The 13,268-nt window shown below is 71.3% G+C and carries 10 protein-coding genes; 8 read left to right on the plus strand and 2 right to left on the minus strand.

The genetic code is table 11. The features are described from left to right. Window position 1: 1 nt before the first annotated feature. On the minus strand, window positions 2-2,734 hold the full coding sequence (aceE, locus tag SYYSPA8_RS06360) for a pyruvate dehydrogenase (acetyl-transferring), homodimeric type (protein WP_323445953.1): 2,733 nt from the start codon (window positions 2,732-2,734) through the stop codon (window positions 2-4). 564 nt (window positions 2,735-3,298) lie between these two features. Here aceE and SYYSPA8_RS06365 point away from each other — a divergent pair. From SYYSPA8_RS06365 to SYYSPA8_RS06390, 6 genes are all read left to right on the plus strand, one after another. Then, window positions 3,299-3,721, plus strand: coding sequence for a DUF3052 domain-containing protein (locus SYYSPA8_RS06365; RefSeq protein ID WP_323445954.1), 423 nt, complete (start codon window positions 3,299-3,301; stop codon window positions 3,719-3,721). Window positions 3,722-4,037: 316 nt separating this feature from the next. Then, on the plus strand, window positions 4,038-4,496 hold the full coding sequence (locus SYYSPA8_RS06370; RefSeq protein WP_323445955.1) for a peroxiredoxin: 459 nt from the start codon (window positions 4,038-4,040) through the stop codon (window positions 4,494-4,496). A 221-nt stretch (window positions 4,497-4,717) separates the two neighbouring features. After that, on the plus strand, window positions 4,718-5,293 hold the full coding sequence (locus tag SYYSPA8_RS06375) for a TerD family protein (RefSeq protein WP_323445956.1): 576 nt from the start codon (window positions 4,718-4,720) through the stop codon (window positions 5,291-5,293). Between the two features lie 237 nt (window positions 5,294-5,530). Continuing rightward, window positions 5,531-6,106, plus strand: coding sequence for a TerD family protein (locus SYYSPA8_RS06380; protein WP_323445957.1), 576 nt, complete (start codon window positions 5,531-5,533; stop codon window positions 6,104-6,106). Between the two features lie 89 nt (window positions 6,107-6,195). Continuing rightward, entirely contained in the window at window positions 6,196-7,332 is a 1,137-nt protein-coding gene (locus SYYSPA8_RS06385; protein WP_323446328.1) for a DUF475 domain-containing protein, read from the plus strand. Window positions 7,333-7,563: 231 nt separating this feature from the next. Further along, the gene (locus SYYSPA8_RS06390) at window positions 7,564-8,301 is read left to right on the plus strand and encodes a TerD family protein (protein ID WP_323445958.1); all 738 of its coding nucleotides are present in this window, start codon (window positions 7,564-7,566) and stop codon (window positions 8,299-8,301) included. Window positions 8,302-8,435: 134 nt separating this feature from the next. Here SYYSPA8_RS06390 and SYYSPA8_RS06395 read toward each other — a convergent pair whose 3' ends face one another. Beyond that, window positions 8,436-9,242 carry a TerD family protein gene (locus SYYSPA8_RS06395; RefSeq protein WP_407705913.1) on the minus strand — a complete coding sequence of 269 codons (807 nt, stop codon included), beginning with the start codon at window positions 9,240-9,242 and terminating at the stop codon, window positions 8,436-8,438. Window positions 9,243-9,448: 206 nt separating this feature from the next. On the opposite strand from SYYSPA8_RS06395, the gene SYYSPA8_RS06400 reads away from it, so the two are divergent. Together SYYSPA8_RS06400 and SYYSPA8_RS06405 are read left to right on the plus strand one after the other, a co-directional pair. After that, on the plus strand, window positions 9,449-10,615 hold the full coding sequence (locus SYYSPA8_RS06400) for an HpcH/HpaI aldolase/citrate lyase family protein (RefSeq protein WP_323445960.1): 1,167 nt from the start codon (window positions 9,449-9,451) through the stop codon (window positions 10,613-10,615). Between the two features lie 164 nt (window positions 10,616-10,779). Further along, window positions 10,780-13,266, plus strand: a complete 2,487-nt coding sequence (locus tag SYYSPA8_RS06405) for a phosphoribosyltransferase (RefSeq protein WP_323445961.1) — start codon at window positions 10,780-10,782, stop codon at window positions 13,264-13,266. Window positions 13,267-13,268: the final 2 nt, after the last annotated feature.

Consider the following 13,268-nt stretch of genomic DNA (forward strand, 5'->3'; position numbering starts at 1 on the left):
ATCAGGCGTCGCCGCCCGCGGACCCCGGGTCGGCCGCCCGCACGTCGAGCAGCTGATAGCGGTCCACCGCCTGCTTGAGCACCGAGCGGTCCACCTTGCCGTCCCGGGCCAGCTCGGTGAGGACCGCCAGCACGATCGACTGCGCGTCGATGTGGAACCAGCGGCGGGCGGCGCCCCGGGTGTCCGCGAAGCCGAAGCCGTCCGCGCCCAGCGAGGTGTAGCGGCCCGGCACCCAGCGGGAGATCTGGTCCGGCACCGAACGCATCCAGTCCGAGACCGCGACGAACGGCCCCTGCGCCCCGGACAGCTTCCGGGTGACATACGGAACGCGCTGCTCCTCCTCGGGGTGGAGCAGATTGTGCTGCTCCACCTCCACGGCCTCCCGGCGCAGCTCGTTCCAGGAGGTCGCCGACCACACATCGGCGCGGACGTCCCACTCGTCGGCCAGGATCCGCTGGGCCTCCAGCGCCCAGGGCACGGCCACACCGGACGCCATGATCTGCGCCGGGACCGAGCCCGCCGTCCCGGGCGCGAAGCGGTGGATGCCCTTGAGGATGCCCTCGACGTCCGCGTTCTCCGGCTCGGCCGGGTGCTGGATGGGCTCGTTGTAGACGGTCAGATAGTAGAAGACGTCCTCGGCGTCGGGGCCGTACATCCGGCGGAGGCCGTCCTTCACGATGTGCGCGATCTCGAACCCGTACGCGGGGTCGTACGCCACACAGCCCGGGTTGGTCGACGCCAGCAGCTGCGAGTGGCCGTCGGCGTGCTGGAGGCCCTCACCGGTGAGGGTGGTCCGCCCCGCCGTCGCCCCCAGCACGAAGCCGCGCGCGAGCTGGTCGGCCATCTGCCAGAACTGGTCGCCCGTGCGCTGGAAGCCGAACATCGAGTAGAAGACGTAGACGGGGATCAGCGGCTCGCCATGGGTGGCGTAGGACGAGCCGGCCGCGATCAGCGACGCCGTGCAGCCCGCCTCGGAGATGCCGTCGTGCAGCATCTGCCCGGTCGGGGACTCCTTGTACGCGAGCAGCAGATCCCGGTCGACCGCCTCGTACTGCTGCCCCAGCGGGTTGTAGATCTTCGCGCTCGGGAAGAAGGAGTCCATGCCGAACGTGCGGTACTCGTCCGGCGCGATCAGCACGAACCGGCGGCCGATCTCCTTGTCCCGCATCAGGTCCTTGAGCAGCCGGACGAAGGCCATCGTGGTCGCGATCGACTGCTGGCCGGAGCCCTTGCGCACCGCCGCGTACGTCTTGTCCTCCGGCAGCGTCAGCGGCTTCGCCCGCACGACGCGGGTGGGCACATAGCCGCCGAGCGCCCGTCGCCGGTCGTGCATGTACTGGATCTCCTCCGAGTCGCGCCCGGGGTGGTAGTACGGCGGCAGGCCGCCCTCCAGCTGCGCGTCGGTGATCGGCAGGTGCAGCCGGTCCCGGAAGCCCTTCAGATCGGCGACGGTGAGCTTCTTCATCTGGTGGGTGGCGTTGCGGCCCTCGAAATTGGGGCCGAGGGTCCAGCCCTTGACGGTCTGCGCGAGCACCACGGTCGGCTGCCCCCGGTGCTCCTTGGCCGCCTGGAACGCCGCGTACACCTTCCGGTGGTCGTGGCCGCCGCGCCCCAGGTGCAGGATCTGCTCGTCGGTCATGTTCTCGACCATGGCGCGCAGCCGGTGGTCGCCGCCGAAGAAGTGGTCGCGGATGTAGGCGCCGGTTTCGGTCGCGTATGTCTGGAACTGGCCGTCGGGGGTGGTGTTCAACTTGTTGACCAGCACGCCGTCCCGGTCCTGGGCGAGCAGCGGGTCCCAGGAGCGGTCCCACACCAGCTTGATCACATTCCAGCCGGCGCCCCGGAAGACCGATTCCAGCTCCTGGATGACCTTGCCGTTGCCGCGTACCGGGCCGTCGAGACGCTGGAGGTTGCAGTTGACCACGAAGGTCAGATTGTCCAGCCCCTCGCGGGCGGCGATGGTGAGCTGGCCCAGCGACTCGGGCTCGTCCATCTCGCCGTCGCCGAGGAAGGCCCAGACATGGGAACGGGAGGTGTCGGCGACGCCCCGGGCGTGCAGGAAGCGGTTCATCCGGGCCTGGTAGATCGCGCCCAGCGGGCCGAGGCCCATGGAGACGGTCGGGAACTCCCAGAAGTCCGGCATCAGCCGGGGGTGCGGATAGCTGGAGAGCCCGTCGGGCGCCTTGGACTTCTCCTGGCGGAACGCGTCGAGCCGGGCCTCGCTGAGGCGGTCCAGGAGGAAGGCGCGGGCGTAGATGCCGGGGGAGGCATGGCCCTGGAAGAAGATCTGGTCGCCGCCGTCGCCCTCGTCCTTGCCCCGGAAGAAGTGGTTGAAGCCCACGTCGTAGAGGGAGGCGGAGGAGGCGAAGGTGGCGATGTGGCCGCCGACGCCGATCCCGGGCCGCTGCGCCCGGGAGACCATGACGGCGGCGTTCCAGCGGGTGGCGTTGAGGATCTTGCGCTCGATCTCCTCATTGCCGGGGAAGAAGGGCTCGTCCCGGGTCGCGATGGTGTTCACATAGTCCGTGCTGCGCATCTCGGGCACGGCGACACGCTTCTCGCGGGCGCGCTCGATGAGCCGGAGCATCAGATAGCGCGCGCGCTCCCGGCCGCGTTCGTCCACGGCGGCGTCGAGTGAGTCGAGCCACTCCCCGGTCTCCTCCGGGTCGAAGTCCGGGACCTGGCTGGGAAGGCCGCCAATGATGATCGGGTTGCCATCTGTTCCGGAAGCCACGCTATTCCTTCGCTGCTCGGAGAGGACTGCCGGAAGGATCCGTCGGGACTTCCCGCAGAGCTGTCAGGCGGTGCCGTACCGCATCCCATCGTGTACCCCGAGGCGCTAAACGTCATCTTTACCGGGGGGTAACCCAAGATCGCTGTGTCGGCGTCCGCGAAGTGCTCCGGCGCGCTCTCCGGCGGGCCCCGGGCCTCGGTGTACGGCCGGCGCGGCGGGGCGGAGAAGGGGGGTGTGACCCCGGGGCGGGCGGGTAGGCGGCCCTGCGCGGGGGTAAACCGTCACCATACGCCCGGGGCGGCGACGGGTCACGTTCGGGTGTTCGGTTCCAAAGGACACCGTCGGTCGACGTAAAGTGGCAAACGCGGCTGAATCGTGTGGCACCTTGCACGGATCGTGGCCGAACGTGTCTGGAGTTGCGTCGGGACGGGCGCAAACGTCACCGTTTCGGCGGTCCGGGCGGCCGGGTACTTGCGCGATCCGTCCCGCCCGTGTGGACTACGGCCAACGCCACGCGTACGCGCGAGGCCGCAGCATCTACCGAACATGATCAGGAGGCAAGCCGTGAGCGCGACCGCGGACCACGCGGAGGAGCGGACCAACCCGGCAGCGAGGCTGGGGTTCGAGCCCGGACAGGTGGTCCAGGAGATCGGCTACGACGACGACGTCGACCAGGATCTCCGTGAGGGCATCGAGTCCGTGATCGGCCAGGACCTCGTGGACGAGGATTACGACGACGTCGCCGACGTGGTCGTCCTCTGGTTCCGTGACGAGGACGGCGACCTGACGGACGCCTTGGTGGACTCCATCGGACTGCTGGAGGACGGCGGCATGATCTGGCTGCTGAACCCCAAGACCGGACGGGACGGCTACATCGAGCCCAGCGACGTCAACGACGCCGCACAGACCGCCGGGCTCTCGCAGACCAAGAGCATCAGCGTCGCCAAGGACTGGGTCGGAACCAGGCTGGTGGCCCCCAAGCGGTAGTCGTCACAGAGAGTGAGACCCGGGTGCCGACGCCCCGGGCGATAAGACCTGGCTCGCTCCGGAGCCCTGCGTTCCGGACCGTATGCCCTGGGCCATGAGCCGTGTGCCATGTGCCCCGGCCCCCTCCGGCACCGCCTGAGGGGGCCTTCGCGTACCCGGCTCCGGGGCCGCCGGCCCATGCGGTGGGGCCGAAGGGCCCCGCAAGGATCACCGGGCCGGGGCCTAGGGTGGACCCGTCACCCCGTACGGGAGCGAGAACCGTACGGATCACGGATCACGGATCACGGATCACCGGAGCGGAAGGGACGCGTACGTCATGGCGATCGAGGTCGGCACCAGGGCCCCGGACTTCGTCCTGCGGGACAACCACGGCCGGACCGTCCGCCTGGCCGACCACCGGGGCGAACGGAACGTGGTCCTTCTCTTCTACCCCTTCGCCTTCACCGGCGTCTGCACCGGGGAGCTGCACGCCCTCCGCGACGCGCTGGAGCAGTTCGACAACGACGACACCGCGCTGCTCGCCGTCTCCAACGACTCCATCCACACCCTGCGGGTCTACGCCGAGCAGGAGGGCCTGGAGTATCCGCTGCTGTCGGACTTCTGGCCGCACGGCGAGGTCTCGCGGGCGTACGGGGTCTTCGACGAGGAGAAGGGGTGCGCCGTGCGCGGGACCTTCGTGATCGACAAGGCGGGCGTGGTCCGCTGGAAGGTCGTCAACACGCTCGCCGACGCACGCGACCCCAAGGAGTACCTCGCGGCGCTCGCCGCGCTCTGACCGGCCGGTGTCCGAGCCCCCGCGGGGCCCCGGAACAGGGGGCTCCGGCGGGGTCCGGAGCGATCGGCGGACGGCCTTCGCGTGACATCCGCACGACCTCCGCGCGTCCACTCGCGTCAAAGCCTGTCCCGCCCGGGAACCGGTCACTAGGATCCAGTCGTTGATCCGGTACAAGAACGCACGACGGGGGCGCTGCCCCTGATACATCAATGGAGGGACTCGTGGGAGTCAGCCTCAGCAAGGGCGGCAACGTCTCGCTGACCAAGGCCGCGCCCGGACTGACCGCTGTGGTCGTGGGCCTCGGCTGGGACGTCCGCACCACCACCGGTACGGACTTCGACCTGGACGCCAGCGCCCTGCTGGCCAACGCCGAGGGCAAGGTCACCGTCGACGGGAACTTCGTCTTCTTCAACAACCTCAAGAGTGCCGACGGCTCCGTCGAGCACACCGGTGACAACCTCACCGGTGAGGGCGAGGGCGACGACGAGCAGATCAAGGTGAGCCTGGCGACGGTGCCCGCCGACGTCGACAAGATCGTCTTCCCCGTCTCGATCTACGAGGCGGAGGGCCGTCAGCAGTCCTTCGGCCAGGTGCGCAACGCGTTCATCCGCGTGGTGAACCAGGCCGACGGCCAGGAGCTGGCCCGCTACGACCTGAGCGAGGACGCCTCGACGGAGACCGCCATGGTCTTCGGCGAGCTGTACCGCCACGGCACGGAGTGGAAGTTCCGCGCCATCGGCCAGGGGTACGCCTCGGGCCTGCGCGGTATCGCGCAGGACTTCGGCGTCAACGTCTGAGCACGGCTCAGTCGTCCGGACGGGCGGCGACCGGCCCCTGGTGGCCCGGTCCGTCCGCCGGTCCGGGCCCGTCCGGGCCGCGCGCGTCCGGCGCCGCACCCAGCCGGGGTGCGGCGCCGGACGCGCCTGCGCGGACACCCCGTGCACCGGGTCGTCGGGACGGCGCCGGCCCTGCGGGGAGCTGTCCGTGAGCGCGCGGACAGCGAGCGACATCTGCCGTCGGGGAGGACAGGAACCATGGGTGTCACACTCGCCAAGGGGGGCAATGTCTCCCTGTCCAAGGCCGCGCCGGATCTGACCCGGGTGCTGATCGGCCTGGGCTGGGACGTCCGCACCACCACCGGGGCCGCATTCGACCTGGACGCCAGCGCGCTGCTCTGCGGCGGCGGGCGGGTCCTGGGCGACGACCACTTCGTCTTCTACAACAACCTCAGGAGCCCCGAGGGCTCCGTCGAGCACACCGGGGACAATCTCACCGGCGAGGGCGACGGCGACGACGAGTCGCTGATCGTGGACCTCGGCCTGGTCCCCACGGCCGTGGACAAGATCGTCTTCCCGGTCTCCATCCACGACGCCGACCTCCGCCGCCAGACCTTCGGCCAGGTGGCCAACGCCTTCATCCGGGTGGTTAACGAGGCCGACGGCCAGGAGCTGGCCCGCTACGACCTCAGTGAGGACGCCTCGACGGAGACCGCCATGATCTTCGGCGAGCTGTACCGGTACCACGGAGAGTGGAAGTTCCGCGCGGTCGGCCAGGGGTACGCCTCCGGTCTGCGGGGCATCGCGCTCGACTTTGGAGTCAACATCTCGTAAGTCCGCGCAGAGCAGGGGGATCCGGCCACTGGTACGGGGGAGCCATCCCCCGGTCCCCGCCCGGGACCCCACGACACGATTGGGTGCCAGTGGTTCTGAAAACCTTCGGCTGGTCGTTCGCGGTGACCGCGCTCGGGCTGGTCCTGGCGGTGCTCTACGGCGGCTGGGCCGCCTTCGGCATCGTCGCGATCCTGTCCATCCTGGAGATCTCGCTCTCGTTCGACAACGCGGTGGTCAACGCCGGAATCCTGAAGAAGATGAATGCCTTCTGGCAGAAGATCTTCCTCACGATCGGCATCCTGATCGCCGTCTTCGGCATGCGGCTGGTCTTCCCCGTCCTCATCGTCGCCGTCAGCGCCGGACTCGGCCCCATCGAGGCCGTCGATCTCGCCCTCAACGACAAGGACCTGTACCAGGAGCTGGTGACCGACGCCCACCCGTCGATCGCCGCCTTCGGTGGCATGTTCCTGTTGATGATCTTCCTGGACTTCATCTTCGAGGACCGGGAGATCAAGTGGCTCGTGCCGCTGGAGCGGCCGCTGGCCAAGCTGGGCAAGGTCGACATGCTGTCGGTCTGCATCGCCCTGGCGGTCCTGCTGGGCAGCGCGCTGACCTTCGCGAAGAACGCCCACCAGCACGGCGGCGGACACGCCGACAAGGCGGAGACCGTGCTGCTCTCCGGCATCGCGGGCCTGATCACCTATCTCGTCGTCGGCGGCCTCTCCGGCTACTTCGAGAACAAGCTCGAAGAGGAGGAGGAGCGCGAGCACGAGGCCGAGGAGAAGGCCCGCCGCAGCGGCAAGAAGGTCACCGTCGGCGCCATCGGCGGCAAGGCGGCCTTCTTCATGTTCCTCTACCTGGAGGTCCTGGACGCCTCCTTCTCCTTCGACGGGGTCATCGGCGCCTTCGCCATCACCAACGACATCGTGCTGATGGCCCTCGGCCTCGGCGTCGGCGCGATGTACGTCCGCTCGCTCACCGTCTATCTGGTCCGGCAGGGCACCCTCGACGACTACGTCTACCTGGAGCACGGCGCCCACTACGCCATCGGCGCCCTCGCGGTCATCCTGCTCATCACCATCCAGTACGAGATCCCCGAGATGGTCACCGGTCTGATCGGGGTCGCGCTCATCGGCTGGTCCTTCTGGTCCTCGGTCCGCCGGAACCGGGCCCTCGCCGCCGCCGGTCAGACCCCTCTCCCGGATCCCGCCGGGCGAAAAGGCTGAGCCACACTCCGAAACCGGGGTGTGACCGCCCTCCGAATGAGGAACGCTCACAGCGGGGCGGCTCCGGGACACGGACCCGGAGCCGCCCCGCCGGGCCGACGGCCGGCATCACGCCGTCTGGGCCGGGGCGCTCTCCCGCCATACGGTGGTGGAGCCGCGCGGCGCCGGCCCCCCTCCTGGCACGGGGGGCCGGGGCGGCCGGGGTGGGACCACGACGATTGGGGGCGGGGCATGGCTGTCTGGGACTGGCTGTGGCAGCGGAGTTCGACGCAGTTCGACATGGGCGGCGTCGCCGCGAACACCATCTCGCTGACCCGCAGGCGCCCGGCGGTCTCCCTCACCAAACAGGGCGCCGCCACCGGCCATCTGCGGGTCAACCTCTCCTGGCGGATGCGGGCCTCGGACATCGGGGCCCCCTACCGGGAGCGCGGGCAGCTGCTGCGCCGGCCGCTCAGCCTCTTCAAGCCCGAGGTGGTGCAGGCCCACACCCAGAGCATGGTCAACGTCGACCTCGACCTGGGCTGCCTCTACGAGCTGGCCGACGGCAGCAAGGGCGTGGTCCAGCCGCTGGGCGACTTCCTCGGCTCCACCACCGAGAAGCCGTATGTGGGGATCAGCGGCGACGACCGCTTCGGCTCCGGCTCCGGCGAGACGGCCTATGTCAATCTGGACCATCACGAAGAGATCAGGCGGCTGCTCTTCTTCGTCTACATCTACGACCAGACCCCGGCCTTCGACCGCACCCACGCGATCGTCACGCTCTATCCGAGCAGCGGCCCCCGGGTGGAGATCGAGCTGGACGAGCGGGCCCCGCAGGCCCGCTCGTGCGCCGTCTTCATGCTGGAGAACACCAAGGGCGAGCTGACCGTGCGCCGTGAGGTGAAGTACGTCTACGGCTTCCAGGCGGAGCTGGACCGACTCTACGGCTGGGGTCTCCAGTGGGGCCGCGGTTACAAGACCCGTGCCTAGCCTCGCCGGAGCCGGAGCTGTTTCGCGAGCCGGGGCAGGGGCCGTGGCCGGGACCGTTTCGCGAGCCGGGGCAGGGGCCGGAGCTGTTTCGCGAGCCGGGGCCCGGGTCGGCGGCGGCAGCGGTGCCGGTGGGCTCAGGGCCGTATGAACTGCGGTCCCATGGGCGGCAGCCGGAACTCGGCGCCGGGGACGAGAGCGGGGGCGGGCTGCGGATAGCCGTACCCCGGCCGGTGCCCGTCGGCCCCGGCGGCCGCCGGGTCCCCCACGGCCGGCGGGCGGGCCGGCGGCTCCGGGGTGCCGTGGGGATAGCCGTAGCCGCCCGCCGCCGGCTGCGGCACCGGCGCGGTGGGTGCCGTCCCCGTACCGGCGGGAACGGCCTCCGTCTCCGCCTCCGACCCGGACTCGTCCACCGAGATCCCGAACTCGGTCGCCAGCCCCACCAGCCCGGTCGGATACCCCTGCCCCACCGCGCGGAACTTCCAGGCGTCCCCCCGCCGGTACAGCTCGCCGCAGATGATCGCGGTCTCCTCGCCCGTGTCGGGCGCCACATCGAAGACGGCCAGCGGCTCGCCGTCGGCCGCCGCCGCGTCGAAGACCATGATCCGCAGATCGTGCACATGCCGGAAGGTGTCCCCGTCCGAGGAGGCCGCGAGGACCACCTGGTCGACGGAGGGGTCCAGCGCGGTGAGATCGGCCTCGACCGCGTCGGTCAGATGGTCGCCCACCCGCTTCTTCGACAGCCGGCGCACCAGCCCGGAGGGGTGCCGGGGCTGGTTGTAGAAGACGAAGTCCTCGTCCGACCGCACCCGGGAGTCCGGCCCGAGCAGCAGCGCCGACGCGTCCACGTCCGGGACCCCGGGCCCCGGGGTCCAGCGCAGCACGGCCCGTACCGCCGTGACGTCGAGCGGGACGTTCGAGCCCTTCATCATCGCGTGCGTCATGCCCGTCATCCTGCCTCCCCCGGGCCCGGCCGGACAACGCGGACCCGCCGCCGGGCCCGGGTGCCGCCGTTCACGGTGCGGGTGATCTTCCGCGCCCCCGGGCGTCACCCGCCGTTCATGGGGGACGGGAACTCTCGACCGACATCCATACGTACTATTACCGGCCATGCCAGACGGCGGGCCGCTCAGCGACACGGGAGAGACTCATGCGTCATTTCGGGCACCTCTCGGCTGCCGCCCGTGCACGCCTCTTCCATCGGGAGCCCGGCGAATTCACCGCCGAGTCCCCCGCCCACACCCTCGCCGCCGCCCTCGGGGCCACCCTCTACAGCCCCGCGACCCGCCCCCGGCTCGCCGCCGACATCCTGAAACAGTCCGCCGCCGGAGTCGTCTCCATGGTCCTCTGCCTGGAGGATTCCATCGACGACGGCGAGGTCGTGCGCGCCGAGGAGAATCTGGTCCGGCACTTCGCCGAGCTGGCCGCCCGGGAGGCCGAGCACCCCCTGCTCTTCATCCGGGTCCGGGAGCCCGAGCAGATCACCGATCTCGCCACCCGCCTCGGCCCCACCATCAGCAGACTGTCCGGTTTTGTACTTCCCAAATTCACCGAGGAGCGGGGAGTGCCCTTCCTGGAGGCGCTCACCGCCGCCGAGACCGCCACCGGGCACCGCCTCTTCGCCATGCCCGTGCTGGAGTCGCCCGAGCTGCTCCATCTGGAGACCCGCGCCGAGACCCTCGCCGGAATCGCCCGTACCGTCGACAAGTACCGCCACCGCGTCCTCGCGCTCCGGCTCGGCGTCACCGACTTCTGCTCCGCCTACGGGCTGCGCCGCCCTCCCGACATGACCGCGTACGACGTACAGATCGTCGCCTCCGTCATCGCCGACGTGGTCAACGTCCTCGGCCGCGCCGACGGCACCGGCTACACCGTCACCGGGCCGGTCTGGGAGTACTTCCGGCTCCAGCAGCGCATGTTCAAACCCCAGCTGCGGCGCAGCCCCTTCCTCCAGCTGCGCGCCGAGGACCTGCGGGACTCCCTCATCGAGGACGACCTCGACGGGCTGCTCCGCGAGATCGAACTCGACCGCGTCAACGGCCTCACCGGCAAGACCTGCATCCACCCCTCCCACGTCCTGCCGGTGCACGCCCTGTCCGTCGTCAGCCACGAGGAGTACAGCGACGCCCAGGACATCCTCCGCCCCGAGCGCGGCGGGGGCGGGGTGCTGCGTTCCGCGTACACGAACAAGATGAACGAGGTGAAGCCGCACCGGGCCTGGGCGGAGCGCACCCTGCTGCGGGCCGGGGTCTTCGGCGTCGCCCGGGAGGAGGTCGGGTTCGCGGAGCTGCTCACGGCCGGGATCACCGCCGGATGACCGCCCGGCGGGACACGGGGGACACGGGGGACACGCGGGACACGGAGGACATACAGGGCGCGCGGGACAAGCAGGACACGCGGGATACGCGATACGACGCCGGGGGTCACCGACGCCCCGGCAGGGACCCCGGGCATGCCTCCGGGAGAGATGAGACAACCACGGTGGTGTGGTCCGGAACCTGGGTCGCCGAACGGCTCGGCGTCCGCCTCGAAGGAAACGACCGGGACGGAGAAGGCGGGGGTGAGCGGCTGCGCGGGCTGCTGGGCCTCGCGCTGCGCCGCAACCCCAAGCGGGCCCATCTGCTCGTCTCGAACGTCCTGGGCAAGCATGTGCCGCAGTCCCCGGCGGTGGTGCACGGCGCCGGACACGGGCTCGGACAGCGCGTCCGCGCCCTCCTCGGCGACGAGGAAGCGGCCCGCGCGGTCGTCGTCGGCTACGCGGAGACCGCGACCGCCCTCGGCCACTCGGTCGCGGACGGGCTCGCCCTCGCGCCCTATGTCCACTCCACCCGCCGCCCGGTGCCCGGCGTGCCGCGCGCGGGCGGCTTCGAGGAGGCCCACTCCCACGCCACCTCCCATCTGCTGCTGCCCGAGGACCCCGCGCTGCTGGCACGGCCGGGCCCGCTCGTCCTGGTGGACGACGAGTTCTCCACCGGGAACACCGTCCTCAACACCCTCGCCGAACTGCACCGGGCACACCCGCGCGAGCGGTACGTGATCGTCGCCCTGGTCGACATGCGGGGCCCTGGGGACCGCGACCGGCTCGACGCCTTCGCCCGGGAGACCGGTGCCCGGGTCGATCTGGTCGCCCTGGCGTCGGGGCGGACCGTCCTGCCGGACGGGGTGCTGGCGGCGGGCGCGGAGCTGGTGGAGCGGTACGGATCGGCCCCGCCCGGACCGGGGGGCCCGCGCCGGGCGCCCGGCGCCCGGCGGGTCGGCATCGGCTGGCCCGAGGGCCTTCCCGACGGCGGCCGCCACGGCTTCCTCCCCGCCCACCGGGAGCGGCTGGAGGCAGCGCTGCCCGCGATGGCGGCCCGGCTGGCCGCCGCCCTGGCCGCGCCGGGAGAGGCCGCCGCACCGCGGGCCGCTCCCCGCCGGATCCTCGTCCTCGGCTGCGAGGAGCTGATGTACGCGCCGCTGCGCCTGGCCACCGCCCTGGAGGAGCTGTCGGCCGGCACCGAGGTCCGCTTCTCCACCACGACCCGCTCACCCGTGCTCGCCGTGGACGACCCCGGATACGCGATACGGACCCGCCTCGTCTTCCCCGCCCACGACGACCCGGCCGACGGGCCCGGCGAGCGGTACGCGTACAACGTGGCCGGCGGGGACTTCGACGCGGTCGTCGCCGTGGTCGACTCGGCCGCCGACACCCCGGCGCTGCACGCGCCGGGCGGGCTCCTCGACCGGCTCACCGAGCACACCCCCCGGGTGCTGCTCGTGGTCGTCCCCAGCCATGTGCCGAAGACCCCCCGGGCCGCCGGTGGACACGCCGCCGCGGCAGCGGGCCGGCTGGCCGGGCCCCTGCGCGGCCCCGCCTTCTCCTCGTACGCCCCCGAGGACGTCGGCTGGCTGCTCCAGGACCTGTCCCACGCCGAACTGGAAGCACCCACCGAGGAACGCGAGGAGGCCATCCAGAGCGGCGGCGCCCACTACGCGGAGTCACTGCCGGTGGAGTACCAGCCCTCCGAGGAGTACCAGCGGCTGTTCCGCACGGCACTCGACAGCTCCGCCGCCCGGATCGCGCGGGCCGTCGGCACCGTCACCGAGACCGTGCTCGCCGAGCGCTCCCCCCGCCCCGTACTGGTCTCCCTCGCCCGCGCCGGCACCCCCGTCGGCGTCCTCATGCGCCGCTGGGCCCGCCGCCGGCACGGCCTGGACCTGCCCCACTACGCCGTCTCCATCGTCCGGGGCCGGGGCATCGACGCCAACGCCCTGCGCTGGCTGCGCCACCACCACGACCCCGCCGACATCGTCTTCGTCGACGGCTGGACCGGCAAGGGCGCCATCACCCGCGAACTGACCGCCGCGCTCGCCGCGTTCGACGGCTTCCACCCCGAGATCGCCGTCCTCGCCGACCCCGGCGGCTGCGTGCGCACCTACGGCACCCGCGACGACTTCCTCATCCCCTCCGCCTGCCTCAACTCCACCGTCTCCGGGCTGGTCTCACGGACCGTCCTCCGTGCGGACCTCGTCGGCCCCGACGACTACCACGGCGCCAAGTTCTACCGGGAGCTGGCCGGAGCCGACGTCTCCGAACTCTTCCTCGACACCGTCGCCGCCCGCTTCGACGAGACGGCCGCCCGGGTCGCCGCCGACGTCAAGGAACTGCTCGCGGCCGACCGCACCCCCACCTGGGTGGGCTGGGCCGCCGTCGAACGCATCAGCGAGGAGTACGGCATCCACGATGTGAACCTGGTCAAACCCGGTGTCGGCGAGACCACCCGGGTACTGCTGCGCCGCGTCCCCTGGAAGATCCTCGCCCGCGCGGGCGCCGGCGCCGAACTGGACCACGTACGCCTGCTCGCCGCCCAGCGCGGCGTACCCGTCGAGGAGGTCGGCGAACTCCCGTACAGCTGTGTGGGACTGATCCACCCCCGCTACACCCGGGGCGCCACCGGCGCCGACGGCACGGCGGTGACCTCCCTGTGAGC

The organism is Streptomyces yaizuensis (genome assembly GCF_034961445.1).
Classification (GTDB): domain Bacteria; phylum Actinomycetota; class Actinomycetes; order Streptomycetales; family Streptomycetaceae; genus Streptomyces; species Streptomyces yaizuensis.

What these genes read in the sequence shown, in the direction of transcription:
- SYYSPA8_RS06370 (WP_323445955.1), top strand. Translation starts at nt 4,038, where the DNA reads ATGGCGATCGAGGTCGGCACCAGGGCCCCGGACTTCGTCCTGCGGGAC.
- SYYSPA8_RS06380 (WP_323445957.1), top strand. Translation starts at nt 5,531, where the DNA reads ATGGGTGTCACACTCGCCAAGGGGGGCAATGTCTCCCTGTCCAAGGCC.
- SYYSPA8_RS06390 (WP_323445958.1), top strand. Translation starts at nt 7,564, where the DNA reads ATGGCTGTCTGGGACTGGCTGTGGCAGCGGAGTTCGACGCAGTTCGAC.
- SYYSPA8_RS06395 (WP_407705913.1), bottom strand. Translation starts at nt 9,242, where the DNA reads ATGACGCACGCGATGATGAAGGGCTCGAACGTCCCGCTCGACGTCACG.
- SYYSPA8_RS06400 (WP_323445960.1), top strand. Translation starts at nt 9,449, where the DNA reads ATGCGTCATTTCGGGCACCTCTCGGCTGCCGCCCGTGCACGCCTCTTC.